12 protein-coding genes and 1 pseudogene are annotated in these 21,022 nt (G+C 72.8%); 8 read left to right on the top strand and 5 right to left on the bottom strand.

Translation table 11 applies throughout. The annotated features are described in order from the left end of the window. Nucleotides 1-19: 19 nt before the first annotated feature. From tssK to QZ772_RS20025, 5 genes are all read right to left on the bottom strand, one after another. Entirely contained in the window at nucleotides 20-1,354 is a 1,335-nt protein-coding gene (gene tssK / locus QZ772_RS20045) for a type VI secretion system baseplate subunit TssK (RefSeq protein ID WP_295529945.1), read from the bottom strand. Between the two features lie 1,147 nt (nucleotides 1,355-2,501). Further along, complete coding sequence (locus QZ772_RS20040; RefSeq protein WP_295529942.1) at nucleotides 2,502-8,141, bottom strand: filamentous hemagglutinin N-terminal domain-containing protein; 5,640 nt, start codon at nucleotides 8,139-8,141, stop codon at nucleotides 2,502-2,504. Between the two features lie 40 nt (nucleotides 8,142-8,181). Next, nucleotides 8,182-9,846, bottom strand: a complete 1,665-nt coding sequence (locus QZ772_RS20035; protein WP_295529939.1) for a ShlB/FhaC/HecB family hemolysin secretion/activation protein — start codon at nucleotides 9,844-9,846, stop codon at nucleotides 8,182-8,184. Nucleotides 9,847-9,854: 8 nt separating this feature from the next. Continuing rightward, entirely contained in the window at nucleotides 9,855-11,990 is a 2,136-nt protein-coding gene (locus QZ772_RS20030) for a CHAT domain-containing protein (protein WP_295529936.1), read from the bottom strand. A gap of 185 nt (nucleotides 11,991-12,175) precedes the next feature. Then, nucleotides 12,176-12,691 carry an Mpo1-like protein gene (locus tag QZ772_RS20025; RefSeq protein ID WP_295529933.1) on the bottom strand — a complete coding sequence of 172 codons (516 nt, stop codon included), beginning with the start codon at nucleotides 12,689-12,691 and terminating at the stop codon, nucleotides 12,176-12,178. Nucleotides 12,692-12,786: 95 nt separating this feature from the next. Here QZ772_RS20025 and QZ772_RS20020 point away from each other — a divergent pair, with 95 nt between their 5' ends. From QZ772_RS20020 to QZ772_RS19985, 8 genes and pseudogenes are all read left to right on the top strand, one after another. Next, nucleotides 12,787-13,482: a Crp/Fnr family transcriptional regulator gene (locus tag QZ772_RS20020; RefSeq protein ID WP_295529930.1), complete on the top strand. Its 696-nt coding sequence runs from the start codon at nucleotides 12,787-12,789 to the stop codon at nucleotides 13,480-13,482. A gap of 118 nt (nucleotides 13,483-13,600) precedes the next feature. Further along, a complete protein-coding gene (locus tag QZ772_RS20015; protein ID WP_295529927.1) occupies nucleotides 13,601-14,305 on the top strand; it encodes a MerR family transcriptional regulator in 705 nt (234 codons plus the stop codon). A 10-nt stretch (nucleotides 14,306-14,315) separates the two neighbouring features. Continuing rightward, the gene (locus QZ772_RS20010) at nucleotides 14,316-15,731 is read left to right on the top strand and encodes a TolC family protein (protein ID WP_295529924.1); all 1,416 of its coding nucleotides are present in this window, start codon (nucleotides 14,316-14,318) and stop codon (nucleotides 15,729-15,731) included. Nucleotides 15,732-15,733: 2 nt separating this feature from the next. Beyond that, nucleotides 15,734-16,723, top strand: coding sequence for an efflux RND transporter periplasmic adaptor subunit (locus QZ772_RS20005; protein WP_295529921.1), 990 nt, complete (start codon nucleotides 15,734-15,736; stop codon nucleotides 16,721-16,723). Nucleotides 16,724-16,796: 73 nt separating this feature from the next. Beyond that, a complete protein-coding gene (locus tag QZ772_RS20000) occupies nucleotides 16,797-18,002 on the top strand; it encodes an ABC transporter permease (protein ID WP_295529918.1) in 1,206 nt (401 codons plus the stop codon). Beyond that, entirely contained in the window at nucleotides 18,002-19,168 is a 1,167-nt protein-coding gene (locus QZ772_RS19995) for an ABC transporter permease (protein WP_295529914.1), read from the top strand. Before QZ772_RS20000 ends, QZ772_RS19995 begins: the two co-directional genes overlap by 1 nt. 63 nt (nucleotides 19,169-19,231) lie before the next feature. After that, nucleotides 19,232-20,626, top strand: coding sequence for a class II fumarate hydratase (fumC, locus tag QZ772_RS19990; protein ID WP_295529911.1), 1,395 nt, complete (start codon nucleotides 19,232-19,234; stop codon nucleotides 20,624-20,626). Then, a pseudogene (locus QZ772_RS19985) lies at nucleotides 20,623-21,022 on the top strand (sulfatase); the annotation flags it as partial. The gene fumC and the pseudogene QZ772_RS19985, both read left to right, overlap by 4 nt.

The following is a 21,022-nucleotide window of genomic DNA, read 5'->3' as shown; positions in this document are numbered from 1 at the left end:
AGCAGGAAACGAGCGGGCGTCATCGGACCGCCCAGAAAGCGAGGTCCAACCCTGGGAAATCGCCCGCGATGTGCATCGCCATGCCGCCCGAGGCCTCCAGCTGGCGCCACAGGTCGCTGCCCTTGGTCTCCAGCTCGAAGTAGTTGGCGCCGGCATGGAAGGGGATCTGCCGCGGCGCGACCGGCAGCGGCGTGAGGGTCACGCCCGGCAGCTGCAGGTTGACCAGGTCGCGGATGCGCTCGACCGGGCCGATCTTGACCTGCGTGGGAAAGCGCGCCCGCAACGCATCGCCCGGCAGCTGCGACTGCACGGCCAGCACGAAGGTGGCGTTGCGCTGCAGTTCCACGTCGGGGATCAGCGCCACGCGCACGCCGTGCTTGCGGTCGTGCAGCTCGATGCGGATGGCCGACTGCTCCAGCACCATCGACAGGCTGCGGCGCAGGTCGTCCATCAGCGGGCGGAAGCTGGCCTCCAGGTCGTCGTGCACATAAGGCGGCAGGCGCAGCGCGCGGCGGCTGTCGCGGAAGGTGCCCAGGTCGCCGGCCAGCTCCAGTGCATGCTCGTAGAAGCGCAGCGGATGCAGCAGCGGCCCGCGGGCGAAGTGCGCGAACACCGGCTCGTGGCGGTTGACGGTCTGCAGCAGCATGAAGTCGGCGATCTCGGCCACCCCGCCGGTGCCGCCCTGGGTCATGCGGCCGGCCAGGGCATCGGCGCGCTGGCGCAGCAAGCCGAGGAGCTCGTCCACCCAGCCGCGGATGACGGCATGGGCCGCCACGTCCAGCAAGGGCGGCACCCAGCCGCGGTGCAGCGAGAGCTGGTTGTCGGTGCGGCGCTCGACCACGCGGGCGACCGAGAGCGTGGTCCAGGCATCGGTGGCTTCGCCGGCGCGGATCAGCCGGGTGTGCAGGGCGCCCAGTTGCAGCAGGGCGGTGCGCTCGCCGGCGGTGTTGGCGTCGGGCACCTCGGACTCGAGCACGCGGTGGCGCACCAGCTCGTCCTCGTCGCCGCTTTCGGCATTGGATTCGCGCGCGCCCGCTCGGCGCACGGGCAGAGCCAGCAGGATGGCTTCGTCGCGCAGCGAGGGCGGCACGTCGATGGGCTCGGGCAGCGGGTCGACCGCCGGCATGTCGAAGGGGGTGCCGTCGGCGAAGACCCCCACCGCGCGGGTGAGCGCGAGCTTGCCGAGCGACAGCGCGGCGGCGTCGATCTCCAAGGCTGAAAAGCCCCAGCCGCAGGGCGCCGTGCCGCGCAGCAGCAGGTGGCGCGCATGGTCTGCGTGGCGCTCGGCCTGTTGCAGGTGCTGCGGCTGCAGCAGCATGCCTTCGCTCCAGACCACTTTCGATCGCCAACTCATCGCGCGCACGCTCCTTCCAAACGACAGGGCTGCACCGCCCGGGCTTCTTTCTCAGCCCGGGCCGGGACGCGGACGGGGGCGCTCGGAACCTCGATGCGGCAAGCGAGGTGCAGTGTCCCGGGGGCGCCGGGCGCGGCAAATCCATCGGACGGAATAGGCGGGGGGCGGGACTCGTCCGAAGGGCCTAGTACCGGGGGGCGTGGGGTTCGGGCGACTGGAGCACCGCCCGGGCAGATGCGGCTGAGGAATCGAACCGGCGCGCCCTGCGGGGGCACACCCGACACGACTCGTCGGGGCACTGACCCGGCATGACCCCTCGGGGCACTAACCGGCACCACTCGTCGGGGCACTAACCGGCACCACTCGTCGGGGTACTAACCCGGCAGAGGGCGCCGGCATGCGCGCTCCCGGTGCACGCTCGCGCCGACCGGCTTGCCTCACCAGATGCGTGCTCGCTCTCCACCGACGCGCCTGGCGCACTGCACGGCGCCGCGAATGGCACCTCCGCACGCACACCGGCACCCTCCGCCTCGACGCTGCGCCAGAACGGCCGGTTCGGCCGCCCAGGTCCCCACTCCGTTCGCCCTGAGCCCGTCGAAGGGCGGAGCGGCGCTCGGCGCACGTGCCCGGCGTTGCCTGGCTCGCCTGCGTACCGCCGCTGAGGACCAGGCTTCGACAGGCTCAGCCCGAACGGACTGGGGTTGACTGGCCCGCACTACCTTCAGGATCCCGATGAGCCCAACGCCCGAAGCCTCAAAGACCGAAAACCCCAAAGCCCCGACGCCCAAGGACCAGAGGACCCGAGAGCCCAGAAGGCCAAAAGACCTCTGGCCCGAAAACGGGAGGGCTCGCGCGCAGCGTCGAGGCGGAGGGCGCCGGTGTGCGTGCGGAGGTGCCATTCGCGGCGCCGTGCAGTGCGGCAGGCGCGTCGATGGAAGGCGAGCACCCGTCTGGCGAGGCAAGCCGGTCAGCGCGAGCGTGCACCGGGAGCGCGCATGCCGGCGTCCTCTGCCGGGTTACCGCCCCGGCGGCTCGTGCCACCAGCCGCCCCCACCCGCCCAACCCTGGGCACGAAGCACCTGCGCCGAGTGCCGAGTGCCGAGTGCCAGGTGTTAAGCGCTAATCGCCAAGCCCGACTCGCCAACGCTCAGAAATCCGAACACCCGTTCTTGCGCTCCGTGTCCACGCAGCTCGTGAGCTGCGGCCGCGAACGCACCCGCGTCCACTCGCGGGCCAGCACGTCGTCGCCCTGCTGCGCCGTGCGGCTCGCACCCAGCGGGCCGGTGGCATAGCAGATGGGCGGGCCGCCGATGTTGCGGTCGAAGGTGTAGGTGTTGACGTCCTCGCGCACCACATCCGGCGGCGCCGTCCGCGGGGGCGTCAGGACCGCCACCACCGGTGCGGGCGCTGCGGCAGGCGCAGGCGGCGGAGGGGGCGGCGGCGGTGGCGGTGGTGGGGGCGGCGGAACCGGCGCAGGCGTCACCGTCAGCCGACCCGGCAGCACGCTCAACAGGTAACCCTCGGCCGAGGCGAAAGTGCCGTTGATCGCGTACACACCCGCCGGGCTGGTCGTGACCGCCGGGGTCGACAGCGTGCCGGTGATGCCCGCGCCGCCGTCGCCCAGGATCAGGCCCGACAGCGCATAGCTGAAGGTCGGGTTGGGCTGCGCCTCCTGCCGCGTCGCGTCGGCGATCGTGATGGTGGCCGTCGGCCGGGCGGTGTAGATGAAGCGGTTGCCCGAGGTCGGAAAGGCCGGCACGCAGGCGCCGGCGAAGGTGCAGCCGTACAGGTTGGGCAGCGTCGGCCCGCCCACCAGGCCGCCGCGCGTCTCGCCCACCCAGGTCGCGGCCCAGATGCGCCACGGGCCGGTGATGGTGCGGTTGCCCACGTTCTGGAAGGTGGCGCCCGCCACCAGGTCGGTGCCGGCCGTGCTGACCACGGGCGTGTCCAGCAGCAGATCGCCGGTCGTGGTGCGCACCAGCACCGAGGCGGCCGTCAACGCGCCGCTGGTCACGGCCGCAGGCGCATTGGCCGCGGCGTCGAAGCCGTTGGCGGTGACGGCGCCCACGCGCAGCGTGTTGGCGTCCACGTAGCGGAAATTGCCGGCGGCACTGCCGCCCAGCGTGCTGGCCGCCACGTCGTTGACCGCCTGGTCCAGCAGCACGCTGCCCGTGGTGGAGCGCGCCAGCAGCGTGGGCACCGTGATGCCGCCGGCCGCCGTCTGCGCGATGTCGCCGGTGGCCAGCAGGCCCAGCGTGCCGCTCACCGTGAGCGGCGCCTGCAGCGCGATGCTGCCGCCGCCGTCGGCCTGCAGCGTCAGGTTGCCGGTGGTCGTCAATGCACCGGCCACGGTGATGGCGCCGGACTGCACCGTGCTGCCCACCACCCGCGTCGGCGCCGCCAGGCGGGCCCACTCGTCGCCGGAGATGGCGAAGCCGGCGGCGCTGGTGCCGCCCAGCGCGATGGCATCGCCGCCGCGCTCGGCGCCCGTGGCGGTGTAGGTGTCGGGCGTGCCGGTCAGCGTGACGCTGCCGGGCCGCAGATTGAGCGTGGTGCCGGCGTTCACCTGGCTGCCGGTGCCCAGCACCAGCGCATCGGCCGTGCCCGTGGTACCCGCGCGCAGCACCACCTGGCCGGTGGACTGAATGCGCCCGGCGGGCGAGGGCACGCTGATGCCGCCGGCGTCGACGATGCGGATGCCGGCGCCGCCCGCGTTGCGCGACTCGCCCGTCACGGTGACCGCCCCGCCCCCGGTGCTCGTGACCAGCGACGCGTTCTCCAGCCGCACGCCGTCGCCCCCGGCGGCCGCGCCGCCGGTCAGGCGCAGGCCCGTGATGGCGATGCTGCCGCTGCCCGTCTCCACCATCGGCAGCGAGGCCGCACCGCCGAAGGTCGTGCCGATCACCACCCCATGGCCGGGCGCGTTGCCACTGTTGGCGACCGCGCTGCCCACGCCGGTGATGCGCACGGCGCCGCTGGTGGTGTGGATGCCCGCGGTGGCCGTGGTGGCCGCGATCTGCACGCCGGTGCCCAGGTTGCTGGTGCCCAAAATGTCCACGCTGCCGCTGGCCGTGGCGATGCGGGTGCTGTCGAGATTGACGGCCGCGGTGATGAAGCTGCCCGTCGACACCGCGTTGCTGCGGCCGGTGAGCTGCACATTGCCGCCCGCGCCCGCGTCGCTGCCGCCGCTGTAGGCGCCCGGCGAGACCAGGGCATTGCCCTGGCGCGTGTCGAGCACCGCGGTGTTTCCCAGGCTCACGCTGGTGCCGCCGTTGGAGTCGTTGGTCCACGCGCCATTCATGGCGATGTTGCCGCCGTTGGTGTAGATCTGGCCGTCGAAGCTCACCTGCCCGCCGCCCACCGCGGCGCTGCCCGCCGTGGCGGCCGCATTGAAGGCCACGTTGATCGACGAGCCCACGCCGTAGGCCCCGATGCTGGCCTGGCCGTTGGAGCGCACGCTGCGGTTGGCATTGAGCGTCAGGGTGCGCGCGCCCGTCCCGTTGAAGACGATCTGCGCGGCATTCATGAAGATGTCGCCCTGATCGGCCGCACCCCCTGTGCCCGTGCCGATGGTCACGTTGCCGCGCAGCAGGGCGTTGTTGATGTCGCCGTCCTGGATCGTCGAGGTGGCCACCGCGTCATAGGGATTGGTGGGCAGGGTGCCGGCGGCATTGCCGTTGACGATGGTGATGTCGAAGGGGTCGATGGTCCAGGTGCCGGCGGTGCCAGCGTTGGCGCCGGTGTTCACCCGGATGCCACGCAGGTCGAAGGTGCCGCCCGAGGTCTCGACGGCGCCGCCGTTGCCGCCGGAGGCACCACCCTGGGCCGACAGCGAACCGTAGGCGCGCAGCGTGCGGCCCGCGAGCAGCCGGATCTGCCCGCCGTTGCCGCTGGCCGAGGCCGCATCGGCACGCAGCTGCGCATTGGCCGCCATGGCCACGGCGTTGGTGCCCTGCACCGTGATGCTGCCGCCCTGGCCGGCGCCACTGGCGTCCAGCAGCGCGCCGGTGCCCAGCGGGTTCTGCAGCAGCACGTTGTTGGCCGCGATGGCGATGCTGCCGCCCGCGCGCGTGGTGCTGGAAACATCCACCAGCGCCGTCAGCGGCGTGCCGGCGGGCAACGCGACGGTGGTGGTGTCGCTGGAGAGCCGCACGTCACCCGTGCCGCCCTGCAGGCTCACCGTGCCGCCCTCGGCGCGCAGGCCGCCACCGACCGCGCCGCCGATGTCGATGGCGCGCGCCGTGGCGCCATCCTGGATCGTGACCGCGCCGGTCGTCGGGTTGCGCACGGCCGAGAAGGCGCCGCTGCCCGCCGTGCCGGTGACGTCCAGGCGCGCCCCCGCCCCTGCCACCACCTGGCTCGACACCGTCTGCACACCCTGCGAGGCCTGCGCCGTGCTCTGGAAGGCCGTGAAGTCGGTGCTGGCGCGCATGCTGTCGAAGTTGCCGCCGGTGCCCTGCAGCGCGACGTTGCCCTGCGCCTGCAGCCGTGCGCCGCTGAGCAGCACGCCGGCGGTGTTGCCGATGCCGCCGCCCGGCTGGCCGGTGGCGCTGCTGCTGGCCACACCGGTCAACGTGGCCGCGCCGGCCGAGCTCAGCGCCGAGGCGCCGTCCACCCGCACGCCGCTCGCGGCCACGCCGCCGGTGCCCTTGACCGCCAGGCCGCCGCTGCCCGCCTGCACGGTGCTGCCGGCCGTCACCAGCACGCCTTCGCTGGCCGTGTAGCTGCCGCTGCCGGCCCAGCTGCGGCCCTGGCCTGCCAGGCTGACCTGGCCGCTGCCGCTGGTCAGCACCTGGCTGTTGCCGATGTAGACGCCGGGGCGCCAGCGGTCCGCCGGCGTGGAGGCGCCGCTGGCGCCGCTGCCGTTGCTGCCGCCCACCGCCACGCCGGCCGCCGCATCGCCCTGACCGAAGAAGCGCACGTTGCCGCCATTGGCATCGATGCGCGCGCCGTCCAGGCGGATGGCCGCGGCCGTGTCGGCGTTGAAGGAGGGAAAGGCCGCGACGGTGCCGGCGGTGGCACGCGCCGCGCCGGTGGCATCGGCATTGAAGTCGACGTTGATCGTCCCGCCCGTGGCGGTGACCGCGCTGCCGGCGAGCATGTCGATGCTGCCGGCCGAGTCGATGCGCAACGTGGTGGTGGGCCCGCCGGTCTTGACGACCTGCGCACCGCCCGCCCCCCCGGTCAGGGCCCCGGCCTGGAAGGTGACGCCACTGCCGTCGCTGCGCTGGGCGGTGGAGAGGACCACGTCCGTGCCTCGGCTCAATGCCCGGCCGAGGCCGGCGGCACTGACCGTGTTGGCCTCCACGCCGGTGGCCCCCGCGACATAGCCTGGATCGGTTGCGGAGATGAGCAGCCGCGGATCGCCCACGGCCAGCGTCAGGCGGCCGTTGGCGCCACCGCCGGTGCCGCCGCCGGCATCGACGCTGGCGAGCCCGGCGCTCATGGCGCTGGCCGTGGCGCTGATGCTTCCGCCTGCGCCGCTGCCGGCACCACGGGCGTTGAGCGTGCCGGCCAGTTGCACGCTGCTGCGGCCGGCCGTGCCGGGCGCAGCGGTCTCGCCCGCCATCACCGTCGCCGCCCCGTTGTTGAAGCTGAGGCTGCCGCCGTTGCCCGTGCCGGTGGCGCTGGCATCGAGCGTGGCCGTGGGCGCCACGTTGATCACCGGGCCGGCCACCACCACGGTGCCGCCGCCGGCGACGCCACGCACATCCACGAGCGTGGCCGGTGCGGGCGCCACCGACGGCACGGCCGGGGCCGGCGCGTCGGCCAGCTCCACCTGGCCGCCGGACAGCGTCACGCTGCCGCCGCTGCGGCCGGCCGTCGTGCCGCTCGCATCCACGGTGCCGCCGGCCACCTGCAGCGTGTTGCTGCGGCCCGCGCCCAGCACGATCTGGCCGTTGCGCGCCTCCACGCTGCGGGCCTGCACGATGCCGGTGTTGTTGACCACCAGCTGGCCGGTGCGGCTGGAGGCGCCGAGCATCAGCGCCCGGCCGCCATCGGCCTGGATCAGGCCCGCGTTGGCGGCGGAGGCCGAGGTCGCCAGCGCGTCGGCATTGATCACCACGTTGGTGAGGCCATCGCCCGCGAAGTCCAGCGACACCTTGCGGCCCGAGACCAGGCCCGCCGTGCCGCCCGGCGCGTTGATCGTGCCGCCCGCGTCGTTGCTCACGCCCGCGCCGATCAGCAGCACGGTGCCACCCGCGGTCGCCACGATGCGGCCGCGGTTGACCACGGTCGTGGCGGTCGCATCGTTGCGCTCGAAGACGAGCACCTCGCCCGGGCCCAGCGGCGTGTTCTCGCGCCCGGCGGGCATGAAGCTGGCGTCGGGAATGTCCAGCGTGGTGGCCACCAGGCCGCCCACGTTGACCTGCGCCGTGCCCGAGAACAGCACGCCCGAGGGGTTGACCAGGAACACCCGGCCGTTGGCCGTGAGCTGGCCCGCGATCTCAGACGGATTGCCGCCGGTCACGCGGTTGAGCAGCACCGAGGCGGCCGTGGGCTGCACGATGTTGACGGCCGCGCCCGAGCCGATGGAAAAGCTCGTCCACTGCGCGATGGCGCGGGCCTGGCTCTGCGTCAGCGTCATGGTGCCGGCCGCCGGGTTCTGCGCGGTGATGGCGACGCCGCGCAGCGAACCCAGGCCCGGGGCGATCGCCGGCAGCGTCAGCGGCGCGAGCTGGGCGATGGCCGAGCCGGCGCCCATGCACAGCAACGACAGCGCCAGGGGACGCAGGCGCCAGTGGCGCGCCGCGGCGGCGGAAGAAGAGGGATGTCGGGAGCTCATGGCGAGGCCTCTTGGATAAAGCGCCGGGTGCCGCGGCCGGTCAGAAGGATTTCTGCAGCTGCACGTACAGCCGCGGATTGCGTCCACCGCCGTCGGTGACGGCCGCGGGCGTGCCGGCGCGCCAGGCCAGCGAGGCATTGATCGAGAAGTTGCCGGCGCGCACCCATTGCAGGCCGATGCCGGCACCGCGCAGGCTGCGGCTGGTGGGGGTGGTGTCGAACAGGCCCGGCGTCTTCTGCGGCCGGCCGCGGGCCGCGTCGTAGAAGACGAAGGGCGTCAGCTCCGAGGTGGCGGACCAGCGCCATTCGACGGTGCCGATCAGGCCCTGGTCCACCAGCACCTCGCCCGAGGGATAGGCGCGCACGGCGCGCGCGCCGCCCAGGCTCAGCTTCTCGGAGGCATCGAGGTTCTTGCTGGCCCACTGGCCGCCCAGGGCCAGGTAGAGCGAATGCTCCGGCAGCACCGACTGCAGGCGCGAAGCCTGGAAGGTGAGCTTGGAGAAGCTGCCCTCGGTGCGCGGGCCGCCCAGCGCCTGGTCGGCCGCCAGCAGGCCCGCCTCGCGGATCGACAGACTGCCGCGGTAGGCCGTGCCCGAGCTGGCCCAGTAGCCGCCGCCCAGCCAGTCGTCGCGCAGCTCCCAGGTCCAGCCCAGGCCGGTGCCGCTGACGCGCTTGCGGCCTTCGAAGGCCACGGTGGTGTATTCGTCCGTCAGCCGCTTGGTGTCCACCGACAGGCGCAGGAAGAGGTTCTGCCGCCGCTGGCGGATCACCGGGTAGAAGAGCGAAAGGTCGGCCACGTCGGCCTTGCCTTGCGCACCCAGCACGGCGAACTGGCCGTCCAGCTGGTAGTCGATGCGCGCCAGTCCCGCGCCCAGGCGCAGGCCGCTCGTGCCCAGCGGCACTTCGTAGGCGATGCGGCCCAGCTGCAGCGCGTCGTTGTTCGACACCATGGCCCGCAGGTCCAGGTTGTCGCCGATGCCCAGCGGGCTGTTCCAGCGCAGCGAGCCGCCCACGCGGTAGCGGCCCGACTCCTTGGTGCCATGGTTGTCGGCATCGGCGCTGAAGGAAAAGCGCGAGCCGGGGTTCACCTCCACCGCCAGGTCGGTGGTGCCGGGCTGGCTGCCTTCCTGCAGCCCGGAGCCGACGGCGATGCCGGGCTGGTCGGACAGCAGCAGCATGGCGCGCTCGTAGGCCGGCGCGCTCACGGCCGCGCCGGGCTGCAGCGCGGCCAGGAAGCCGCGCACGCGCGCCTCGCTGGTGGGGGCCTCGGGTGCCACCTGCACATCGACCTTGCCGATGCGGCCTTCGGCGATGCTGATCTCCACCACGCCGTTCTGCACCGTCTGCACCGGCACCACCGCCTGGGCCAGGAAGTAGCCGCGGGCGTGGTAGCGGTCGGTGATGGCCTGGGCCAGCTGCTCCAGGTCGGCCAGCGTGACATCGCGGCCGACGTAGGGCGCGGTGATCTCGCGCAGGTCCTCGGCCGACAGGGCCTCGGCGCCCGTGAGGCGCAGGTCGTTCAGGCGAAAGGAGACGGCGGGCGCGACTGGTGCCGCGGGCAGGGCCTGGGGCGTCTGCGCGGACGGTGCGGCGCAGCTGTTGCACGGCGGCTGCACGGGCACCAGCTGCTGCTGCGCCAGCGCGGGCGCCATGGCCGTCAACGCGGCGGCCAGTGCCGTTGCACGGATCGCGAAGGATGAGGTCATGGCGGGCTTCATTGGACGGTCAGGCGCCAGTTGCCGATCAGGTTGAACGGGGCCCAGAAGAAGGGATGGGCCATCTTGGGATCGCGCAGCACCGCCAGCTGGCCGGCCTGCATGGCCTGCTGCAGGTCGCGGCCCTTGGCGAGCTCGCCGTAGAGCGTGCTCATGAGCACCGCCGTGGCGTCGTCCGACACCGGCCACAGCGAGGCGATCAGGCTGCTGCTGCCGGCCGACAGGAAGGAGCGGGTGAAGCCCAGCACCTCGTCGCCCGAGGCGATGCGGCCCAGGCCCGATTCGCAGGCCGAGAGCGTGACCAGCGCCGTGCCCTGCATGGGCAGCTCCAGGATCTCGTGCGCCTCCAGGAAGTTCTGGCGCCCGTTCTCGTTGGCCAGCAGGATGCGCGAATAGAGCGGGTCGACCTGGTCGGCCTCGGCATGCGCGGCCACGTGCACCAGCGGCGAGCCGCCGGCCGCCTGGCGGAACTGCGTCTTGGTGGCCTGCGCGCCCATGTAGACGGTGTGGCGTGGAAAGAGCTGCTCCAGCCGCTGGACCTCGGCCACCGAGCCGGGCAGGTCGTACTTGTCCTCGATGCGCGGATTGCCGAAGGCCGTGAGCCGACCATCGACGCGCGGCGTGCGCCGGGCCAGTTGCACAGCGATGCTCATGGAGGGTGCGACCGACACCGGGTTGGTCTCGATCAGGTAGCGGCCATTGACCCGCAGTGCCTGGAAGGGCAGGTAATGCAGCGGCCCGTGCGGCACCACCACGACGCGCTGGCCCGGCTGCAGGCCCAGCGGGCCGATCAGCGCCGCGCCCATCTTGTCGGCATTGCCGATGGCCGTGCGACGGCCGCGCACCACCGAGTTGCGGAAGGTGTCGACCAGCTCCACCAGCTCATCGCGGCGGATCGGCAGGCTCTGGCTGCGCACCTCTGTGCTGCTGACCACCCACACCTGCAGCCGGTCGGGCAGCGCGTGGTACTGCACCAGACGCTCGTCGGGTGCCAAAGTGATCTGCAGGCTGGCCAGGTCGACCACGGCGGTGGCCTGGGTGGCCAGCTGGGCACGGCCGCGCACCGCATCGAGCAGGGCGCGCGAGCGGCTGTGTTCGCTGACCTCGAAGGCGCGGCGCGGCTCGCCCATGTCGGCGTACAGGCCCACGGCGCGCTCGAAGAGCTGCTGCAGGTCGGAGAAGACGCCCATCTTGAATTCGTCGCTGCGAAAGCGCGCCCGCACGCCGTCCACGCCGGCCAGGGCGCGGTCCAGCGCCTGCGCGGCCTCGGCCTTGCGGCCCAGCGCCAGTTCGCTGCGGGCCACGCCGTCCCAGGCCCAGAGCTGGAAGTAGCCGGCGTCGGTGCCGGCCCGGCGCGTGGTCAGCTGCTGGAAGAGGGCCCGGGCCTCGGCCGGCTTGCCTTCGGCCAGCAGCAGGTTGGCACGGGTGCGGTCCACCTGCGCCGTCAGCGAGGCGTCGCGCTGCGGCGGCAGGCTGTCGAGCAGTTGGCGGGCCCGGGCCAGGTCCTCGGGCTTGCCGCTGTCGATGAGCGCGTTGGCGAGCGAGGCCTGCACCAGTGGCGCATAGCGTGGCGAGCTGCCGGCCAGGGCCTGGTCGTAGTTGCGGATGGCGCCGGGCAGGTCGCCGCGGCGGGCGTCCACATCGCCCAGCACCTTGAGGGCCGGACCGCGGATGAGCTGTGGCTCGCGCGTGGGCAGCTGCAGCGCCTCGCGGGCGAACTGCTCGGCCTTCTCCAGCTGGCCGGCATAGCTGTAGACGATGGCCAGGTCGCGCTTGGCGGCGGCCAGCAGGGCCGGGTCCTGCGTGGCGCCGGCCAGGTGCAGCGCCTTGCTGGCGGCGCGCACGCTCTGGCGGAAGTCGCCCGCCTCGGCCAGCGACACGGCCTGGCTGCAGTACTGGTAGGCGCTGAGCTTGACCTTGTCCTGCGAATACAGGATGGCGCCCTCCTGCGTGAGCGCCAGCAGCGTGTCCGAATCGGCCAGCCGGGCCTGCTCCTGCTGGCGGGCAGCGGCTTCGGCATCGGGCGCGGCGGCCTGCGCCCAGGCGCCCGCGGCGGGCCAGGCCAGTGCCATCGCCATGGCCCAGGCGCCCCACCGGGCGCGGTGGCGGCCGGCGCCCCCGGCCGGCTTCTGCATCTTGCGTTCCATTCGACCCCCAGGCGTCCGGCCGTGGGGCACGCCCGGGCGGCGGGCCCCGCAGGCGCAGGATGCGGCCTGCCCGTCGGACGTCGTCGGGGCAGTCTAGGAACGGGCCCGTGCGGGGCCTATTTGCAGGAAGGTCTAGGGCGAACGGCGTAGGGGCACGCCGGTGGCCGGGCCGCTCAGGCAGTCACGCGGTGGCGCACCGGGCCGGCGCGCTGTTCCACCGCCTGGCGCAGCGGCTGGCACAGGCCGAGCATGAAGGCAGCCTCGGCCACCACGAACAGGGGGCCGATCAGCAGGCCCATCAGGTCATCGACGAAGGCCGGCTTGCGGCCCTCGTACCAGTGGCCGACGAACTGGAAGGCCCAGCCGACCACGAAGCCGCCGACGCCCACGGTCAGCCATTGGGCCGTGGGCAGTGCCGCGGCCCAGTCGCCGAACCACAGCGCCAGGGCCAGCAGTGCCGCCATGACGGCGCCGAAGCGCAGGTCCAGCCGCAGGTAGTAGGTCATCGCCAGCAGACCGGCGATGACCGCGGGCGTGAGCGACAGCCCGGCCAGCATGAAGCCCGGTCGCGACAGCAGCACGACGACCGCCAGGACGATCATGGGAATCCCGATGAAATGCGTGGCGATGTTGCGCGGGTCCCGGTGGTAGCCCGCGTAGGTGGCCAGTTGCTCGGTCAGTGTCTTCATCGTTGTCTCCTTGGCGCAATGCGGCGATGCTAGGGCGGGCCCCCGCGCGCCACTGTCGGCTGCCGGACACAAGGCGCCCGCCGCCCCTGCGACCCATGAACGACGACAACTGGCCCCGCATCGCCGCCAGCGGCAGCTGGTTCAAGGCCGCGCCCGCGCCCCTGCAGCAGGCGCTGCTGGGCCTGGCCGTGGCGCGCCGCCATGCGGACGGCGCCTGCCTGTTCCGGCGCGGCGACCCGCCCGACGGCCTCTATGGCGTCGCCGAGGGCGCGGTGCGCATCACCGGGCTGGCGGCCGATGGCCGGGAAGCCCTGCTGGCCATCGCGGAGCCGTCGCAGTGGATCGGCGAGATCGGCCTGCTCGACGGCCTGCCGCGCACGCACGACGCCCACGCGCAGGGTGCGGCCGTCACGCTGCATGTGCCGCAGGCGGCGCTGCTGGCCGTGCTGCAGACGCAACCCGCGCTGTGGCAGTGGATCGGCCTGCTGGCCACCAGCAAGCTGCGCGCGGCCTTCCAGGCGCTGGAGGACATGGCCCTGCTGCCGGCCGAGAACCGCATCGCCGCGCGCCTGCTGGCCATGTCGCAGGGCTACGGCGAATGGACGCACCAGACGCGCCGCGTGGTCCGGCTGTCGCAGGAGCAGCTGGCCTCGATGCTGGCCCTTTCGCGGCAGACAGTGAACCAGGTGCTGCAGGGCCTGGCGCACCAGGGCATCGTGCGGCCGGGGCGCGGCACGGTGGAGATCCTGGATGCGGCGCGGCTGCGCGCGCTGGCCGGCCGCGTCGGCTGATCCGCACGCCAGGGCTGCGCGTACAGCGGGCGCTGGCGGCGTCTTGCGGACCGACGGTGTTCCGGCTTTGTTATTTGACATGACGCATGTAACATAGAAAACGACACGTCACGCCCCCATGCCCACCGACCCGACCGCCACCGACGCATTGACCATCGAAGCCCTGGCTTCGGGCTCGGGCGTGACGGTGCGCAACATCCGCGCCTACACCACGGCCGGCCTGCTGCCGCCGCCGAAGCTGCGCGGGCGGCTGGGGCTCTATGGCGAGGAGCATGCGCAGCGGCTCGAACTGATCCGCGCGCTGCGCGAGCAGGGCTTCGGCATCGACGCCATCCGCCGCGTGTTCGAGCAGGCGCCGGCCAGTTCCTGGCGCAGCTTGGCGGCGGTGGCGCAATCCATCTCGGACAACCTCTTCGCGGCCGAGGCGCCGCTGGTGGTGCCCGCCGAACAGGTCAAGGCGAAGTGGCAGGGCCGCCTGACGCCCGCCCTGCTCGACCGCGCACTGCGCGCCGGGCTGGCGCGCCGGCTGCCCGACGGCAGCGTGCAGCACCTGAGCCCTGCCCTGGCCCGCATCGCTGAGCAACTGGCGGCCCTGGGCCTCACGCCCGAGCAGGCCATCGACATGCAGGAGGCGCTGGTGCGCACCCTGCGCAGCGTGGCGCGGCGCTGGCTGCGCACGCTGGTCGATGCGGTGCTGGCGCAGCCGGAGCGCGCGGCCGCGCTGCTGCAGCAGGCCGGCCCGCTGGCCACGGGGGCGGTGCAGGCGGCCTTTCCGCTCATCCTTCAGCAGGAGCTGGATGCCCTTCTCGCCCGTCAGAAATGAGCTTCACGCCATGACCTTCCTGCGATCCCCTTCCCTGCTCGCGGCCTTGGCGCTGGCGGCTTCCGCGGCGCATGCGCAGGCGCCGCAGCCCGACGGCCTGGCGCTGAGCTTCGAGGCTGCCCGCCAGCGCATGCTGGAGCGCTCGGACAAGCTGGCCGCCGCGCGCGCCGGCGTCGAATCCAAGTCCCTGCGCGCCGATGCGCTGCGCAACCTGGGCGGCCCGGTGGTCAGCGTGACGGGCGTGGGCTATGCCTACGATGCGCGGCTGAACCTGGACCTGTCTTCCTTCGACGCCGGCCTGACGCAGATCGGCCGCTTGCTGCCTGCAAGTCTGCAGAGCAGCCTGGCCCGGCTGCCGGTGCGCCTGCCCGACAGCTACACGCTGCAGCGCGACGGCCATGGCTTCACGTCCTCGGTGTCGGCCATCTGGCCGCTCTACACCGGCGGCGCCACCGACGCGGTGCGCGGCTTTGCCGGCGCGCAGACGCGCGAGGCCCGTGCCGATGCCGACCAGACCGGCGGCGAGGTGGACCAGACGCTGGTGGAGCGCTACTTCGGCGCCCAGCTCGCACAGCGCGCCGCCGACCTGCGCGCCCAGGCCGAGCGCACCATCGCCGGCCACGACGACGCAGCGCAGAAGATGCTGGCCGCCGGAGTCATCTCGCGCGTGGAGCGGTTGCAGGCCCGCAGCGCCTACGAAGAGGCGCGGCGCAATGCCGAGAAGGCGAAGGACGATGCCGAGCTGGCCGCCGTCGCACTGGCCCGCACCGTGCGGGCCGACCAGCCGGTGCTGCCGCGCACGCCGCTCTTCGTCCTCAGCCAGCCGGTCGAGCCGCTCGGCTACTTCCTCGATGCGGCGCAACTGCACCATCCTGGCCTGGCCAAGGTCGCGGCGAAGAAGCTGCAGGCCGAGGAACTGCATGCCGGCGAGGAGGCCCTGCGCCGTCCGCAGGTGCTGGCGTTCGGCACGCACGACCTCAAGCGCCGCGAAGAGGCGGGCTGGGTGGCCGGCGTGGGCGTGTACTGGACCCTCTACGACAGCATCGACCGCGATCAGCTGGCCGCCGCCAGCCTCAAGCAGGTGGAGCAGGCCGAGCGCACCGATGCGCAGGCGCGCAGCGACATCTCGCTGCTGGTGGAGCGCAACTGGCGGGCCTTGGAGAACGCGCGCCGGCAGTTCGCGTCGATGCAGGCCGGCATCGACCTGGCGCAGGAGGTGGTGCGCCTGCGCAGCGCCGGCCTGCGCGAAGGCACCAGCACCACACAGGACCTGATCGACGCAGAGACCAACCTGGCCAAGGCGCAGACCGAACGCGCCCAGGCCGCCAACGAGTACGTGCAAGCCCTGGCCCGCCTGCTGCAGAGCGCCGGCATCTCCGAGCGCTTTGCCGACTACATCGCCCGAGCAGACATCCGGATCGAATGACCATGACCCAACGTCGCAAGTCCCTGCCCCTGCTGGCCATCGTGGCCGGCCTCGTCGTCGTCGGCCTGATCGGCTGGGGCTTCTGGCGCGCCAGCCGGCCGGCGCCCGAGGTGTTCCAGGGCCAGATGGAGGCCAAGGAAACCGACATCGCCGCCAAGATCCCCGGCCGCATCGCCGAGGTGCTGGTGCGCGAGGGTGACCGCATCGAGGCCGGCGCGCCGATCCTGCGCATGGCCTCGCCCGAGGTCGACGCCAAGCTGGCCCAGGCCACGGCCGCCCAGCAGGCCGCGCAGGCGGTGGCGAAGAAGGCCGAGAACGGCGCCCGCCCGCAGGAGATCGAGATGGCCCGCATGCAGTGGCAGCGCGCCGAGACGGCCGCCGAGCTGGCCCGCAAGTCCTTCGACCGGGTGGACGGTCTGGCGCGCGACGGCCTGGTGCCGGCGCAGAAGCGCGACGAGGCCGAGGCCAACTGGAAGGCCTCGCGCGACGCCGCCATCGCCGCCCGCGCGCAGTACGACCTGGCCCGCCAGGGCGCCCGCGGCGAGGACAAGGCCGCCGCCGAGGCCCAGGCCCGGCAGGTGGCGGGCGTGGTGGCCGAGGCTCAGGCCGCCAAGGCCGAGACCGAGCTGCGCAGCCCGGTCGCGGGCGAAGTGGCCAAGGTGCTGGCCCGCGCCGGAGAGCTGGTGCCCCAGGGCGTGGCCGCCGTCACGGTGGTGGACCTCGCCGACCAGTGGGTGGTGCTGAACGTGCGCGAGGACCGGCTGTCGCGCTTCGCGGTGGGGCAGGAGTTCGACGCGCGCCTGCCGGCCCTGGGTCCGCAGGCGGCCACGGCCCGCTTCAAGGTCACGTACAGCGCGCCGCTGCCGGACTTCGCGACCTGGCGCGCCACGCGCGCGGGCGCCGGCTTCGACGTGCGCACCTTCGAGGTCCGCGCCAAACCGCTGCAGCCCATCGCCGGCGCGCGGCCGGGCATGAGCGTGCTGGTCGAGTGAGGCTGGGTGGACGAAGCGCCATGCCTCTTCGCCACACGCACTGCCCATGGTGCCCCCTCACGGCCTCTGCCCGATGACCGTGTTCGCCCGCAGCCTGCGCCGCGAAGCCCGGCGAATCGCCAGCCAGCCCTGGGAGCTGGCCATGGTGAGCTGGGTGCCGGCCCTGGCCGCCGCGCTGATGTGGTGGATCTTCTCGGCCGGCCTGCCGAACCGCCTGCCCATCGGCGTGCTCGATGAAGACCATTCGGCCATCTCGCGCCAGATCGAGCGCTTCCTGGAGGCCTCGCCGGGTCTGCAGGTGGCCGAGCGCTACGCCGATGCCGCGGAGATGGACCGTGCCCTGGTGGCCGGCCGCGTGCATGCGGCGGTGTGGCTGCCGCGCGAACTCTCGCGCGAGCTCAAGCAGGGCCGCGCCGGCCAGGTGGTGCTGCTGCACAACGCGCAACGCGGCACCCATTCGAGCCTCATCCAGCGCGACGTGCGCACGGCCGTGGGCACGGTGTCGGCCGGCATCGAGCTGACGGCACGCGCCAAGCGCGGCGAGTCGGCCCCGGCGGCGCGGGCGCACCTGGACCCGGTGCGCGCCAACACGGTGGCGCTGTTCAATACGTCGAGCAACTACGAGCAGTTTCTGGGTGCGGCGCTGATCCCGGCGCTGCTGCACATCTTCGCGATGACCGCGGGCGCCTGGACCCTGGGCCGCGAGCTGCGCGACCGCAGCCTGGGCGAGTGGCTCGCGCCGGATGCGGGGACGACTGTGAATGCGGCGACTCGCACGGGCTGGAACGACGCAGCCGCGGCGCTGGCCGGCAAGCTGCTGCTGCCGTGGGGCTCGCTGTCGGTCGTCGGGTTGCTGGCGCTGCTGGGCCTCACGCTCGGACGGGGCTGGCATCCGGCCGGCTCCCTGCTGTGGGTGGGCGTGGCGCTGGTGCTGTTCCTGGCGCTGTCGGTGGCCATGGGCGCCTTCCTGGCGGCGCTGACGCGCTCGCTGCGCACGGCGCTCTCGGGCACCGGCTTCATCACCGCGCCGGCCTTCGCGTTCGGCGGCGTGGGCTTTCCGCTGGTGGCCATGCCCGCGGCGGCCCGCGCCTGGGCCCTGGCGCTGCCCTACACGCACTACGCCCGCGTGCAGATCGAGCAGCTGCAGATGGGCGCGCCGCTGGCCTATTCGATGGCCACGCCGCTGTGGATGGCGGTGGCCGCGCTGGCCCTGCTGGCCGCCAGCGCCGGCCTGGTCGGCCGCGCGGCAAAGGCACCCGAAAGCTGGGGCAAGCGCTGATGACGAACACGCCCGACACCGACCGCGGCCGCCTGCGCTTCGCCGACGCCTGGCGTGCCACGGCCCTGGCCGTGCTGCGCGACCCGGGCGTGCTGCTGATCCTGCTGCTCGCGCCGGTGATCTACGGCTTCTTCTATCCCTGGCCCTATGGCACCGAGGCCGTCACGCGCGTGCCCGTCGCGGTGGTGGACCAGGACGGCAGCAACCTCTCGCGCCAGATCGTGCGCTTCGCGCAGGCCAGCCCGCGCATCGACGTGCGGCTGGTCACCGGCGACGAACAGGCCGCACGGCAGGCCCTGTGGCGCGGCGAGATCGAGGGCTACGCCCTGCTGCCGCGCGACCTCAAGCGCGACGTGGTGCGCGGCGCGGCGGCGGGCGTCACCATCGAGGGCAACGGCGCCTATGCGCTGCTCAACAAGTCGGTGCTCTACGGCTTCTCGGAAGCGGTGGGCACGGTGTCGGCCGGCATCGAGATCCGCCGCCTGCAGGCCGCCGGCCAGAGCGCGCCGCAGGCCCGCGCCAGCCGCAGCCCGCTCAATACGCAGCTGGTGCCGCTGTTCAACCCGACCGAAGGCTACGGCAGCTATGTGGTGCCGGCCGTGGCGCTGTTGATCCTGCACCAGACGCTGCTGATGGGCTGCGCCATGCTGGCCGGCACCTGGGCCGAGGCCGACCGGCTGCGCGCCAGGCCTTCCGCTTGGCTCGGGCGGCTCGTGGCACTGTCGGGCTTCGGGCTCATGACGGGGCTGTTCTTCTTCGGCTGGATCTTCGTGCTGCAGGACTATCCACGCGGCGGCAATCCGCCGGCGGCCGCACTGCTGCTGGCCTTCTACGTGCCCACGGTCTGTGCGTTGGGCCTGCTGCTGGGCTGCTGGTTTCGCGACCGCGAACGCGCGCTGCAGGTGATCCTGTTCAGCTCGCTGCCGCTGGCCTTCCTCTCGGGCTTCTCGTGGCCCAGCGAGGCACTGCCGGTGCCGCTGCAGTGGCTGGGCGGCTGGCTGCCCAGCACGGCGGGCATCCAGGCCTCGCTGCGGCTCAACCAGATGGGCGCACCGCTGGCGGACGTGCTGCCCTGGCTGGGCCGGCTGGCTGCGGTGTTCGGTGTAGCGCTGGCGGGGCTGCTCTGGGCGGGACGGCTGCGCGCCGGGCCATACCCGCGCCGTTGAGAATTTTTCTCATCGCGGGGGATACTGGCGGACTTTTCCTTCATCCACTCGACACTCGCCGCCATGAGCACCCCCACCCGCATCGAGAAAGACACCTTCGGTCCCATCGAGGTCCCTGCCGACCACCTGTGGGGCGCGCAGACGCAGCGCTCGCTGCAGAACTTCGACATCTCGGGCGAGCGCCAGCCGCTGGAGATCATCCAGGCGCTGGCCCTGGTGAAGCGGGCCTCGGCCGTGGTCAACCAGCAGTTGGGCCTGCAGGACCCGAAGAAGACCGATGCCATCGTCGCCGCCGCCGACGAGGTGCTGGCCGGCAAGCATCCGCATGAGTTCCCGCTGGTCGTCTGGCAGACCGGCTCGGGCACCCAGACCAACATGAACGTCAACGAGGTGCTGGCCAACCGCGCGAGCGAGCTGCTGGGCGGTGCGCGTGGCGAGGGCCGGCTGGTGCATCCCAACGACGACGTCAACCGCAGCCAGTCGAGCAACGACGTGTTCCCCACCGCCATGCACGTCGCGGCCGTGCAGGCGCTCACGCACAAGCTGCTGCCGGCCATCGGCAAGCTGCGCGCCACGCTGGCGAAGAAGTCCGAGGACTTCATGGACATCGTGAAGATCGGCCGCACCCACCTGCAGGACGCCACGCCGCTGACGCTGGGCCAGGAGGTCTCGGGCTGGGTCGCCCAGCTGGACCAGAACGAACGCCATGTGCGCGCCGCCCTGCCCCACCTGTGCGAGCTGGCCCTGGGCGGCACCGCGGTGGGCACGGGCCTGAACGCGCCCAAGGGCTATGCCGAAGGCGTGGCGGCCGAGCTGGCCCGCCTGACCGGCCTGCCCTTCGTCACGGCGCCGAGCAAGTTCGAGGTGATGGCCGCCTGCGATGCCTTCGTGCATGCGCACGGCGCGCTCAAGACGCTGGCCGCCAGCATGAACAAGATCGCCAATGACGTTCGCTGGCTGGCCAGCGGCCCGCGCAGCGGCATCGGCGAACTCAGCATTCCCGAGAACGAGCCGGGCTCGTCGATCATGCCCGGCAAGGTCAACCCGACGCAGAGCGAGGCCGTGACCATGCTGGCCGCACAGGTGATGGGCAACGACGTGGCCATCAACATCGGCGGCATGTCGGGCAACTTCGAGCTGAACGTGTTCCGCCCCATGGTGGCCCACAACTTCCTGCAGAGCGTGCGCCTGCTGGCCGACGGCATCGTGAGCTTCAACGACCACTGCGCCGTGGGCATCGAGCCCAACCGCGACCGCATCGCCGAACTGGTGAGCCGCTCGCTGATGCTGGTGACCGCGCTGAACACGCACATCGGCTACGACAAGGCGGCCTACATCGCCAAGAAGGCGCACAAGGAGGGCACCAGCCTGCGCGAGGCGGCCATCGCCTCGGGGCACCTCACGGCGGAGCAGTTCGACCAATGGGTCATCCCTGAGAACATGACCGGACGAGCGTGAAGCCCTCACCACGACGTACCCAGGCGTGGCCGCTGCTGGCCCTGGCCGCCATCGCCACGGGCTTCGTCGTGCTGGGCCACGATGGGCGGCGGGTCGCGCAGATGCTGGTGCTGCTGCTGCCCGCGCTGGCCTGGATGGCCTGGCCGGTGCGCAGCCTGGCGGTGCACCGCGCGCGGCGCGTGGCGGTGCTGGCGGCGGTGATGGCCTTTGCGGCCGACGGCGTGGTGCGCGCCTACCTGCTCGACACCTACCAGTCCGCACCCGACGGCGCGGTGGTGCTGGGCGCGCTGGCCAACACCAATGCGCGGGAAAGCGGCGAGTACCTGCAGATGCACTGGCGCACGGCGGCCCTGTGGTGCGCGGTGCTGGGGGCCGCGGGCTATGCCGTGTGGCGCC

It is taken from the genome of uncultured Pseudacidovorax sp. (genome assembly GCF_913773995.1).
GTDB lineage: Bacteria > Pseudomonadota > Gammaproteobacteria > Burkholderiales > Burkholderiaceae_C > Xenophilus.
Note: the sequence above shows the minus strand (reverse complement) of the source record. Positions and strands in the feature narration are given on the sequence as shown.

Excerpts from the sequence above, each read along its gene's own strand:
- QZ772_RS20040 (WP_295529942.1), bottom strand. The coding sequence starts at position 8,141 with ATGAGCTCCCGACATCCCTCTTCTTCCGCCGCCGCGGCGCGCCACTGG.
- QZ772_RS20010 (WP_295529924.1), top strand. The coding sequence starts at position 14,316 with ATGACCTTCCTGCGATCCCCTTCCCTGCTCGCGGCCTTGGCGCTGGCG.
- QZ772_RS20000 (WP_295529918.1), top strand. The coding sequence starts at position 16,797 with ATGACCGTGTTCGCCCGCAGCCTGCGCCGCGAAGCCCGGCGAATCGCC.
- QZ772_RS20025 (WP_295529933.1), bottom strand. The coding sequence starts at position 12,691 with ATGAAGACACTGACCGAGCAACTGGCCACCTACGCGGGCTACCACCGG.
- QZ772_RS19995 (WP_295529914.1), top strand. The coding sequence starts at position 18,002 with ATGACGAACACGCCCGACACCGACCGCGGCCGCCTGCGCTTCGCCGAC.
- QZ772_RS20015 (WP_295529927.1), top strand. The coding sequence starts at position 13,601 with ATGCCCACCGACCCGACCGCCACCGACGCATTGACCATCGAAGCCCTG.
- fumC (WP_295529911.1), top strand. The coding sequence starts at position 19,232 with ATGAGCACCCCCACCCGCATCGAGAAAGACACCTTCGGTCCCATCGAG.
- QZ772_RS20035 (WP_295529939.1), bottom strand. The coding sequence starts at position 9,846 with ATGACCTCATCCTTCGCGATCCGTGCAACGGCACTGGCCGCCGCGTTG.
- QZ772_RS20005 (WP_295529921.1), top strand. The coding sequence starts at position 15,734 with ATGACCCAACGTCGCAAGTCCCTGCCCCTGCTGGCCATCGTGGCCGGC.
- tssK (WP_295529945.1), bottom strand. The coding sequence starts at position 1,354 with ATGAGTTGGCGATCGAAAGTGGTCTGGAGCGAAGGCATGCTGCTGCAG.
- QZ772_RS20030 (WP_295529936.1), bottom strand. The coding sequence starts at position 11,990 with ATGCAGAAGCCGGCCGGGGGCGCCGGCCGCCACCGCGCCCGGTGGGGC.
- QZ772_RS20020 (WP_295529930.1), top strand. The coding sequence starts at position 12,787 with ATGAACGACGACAACTGGCCCCGCATCGCCGCCAGCGGCAGCTGGTTC.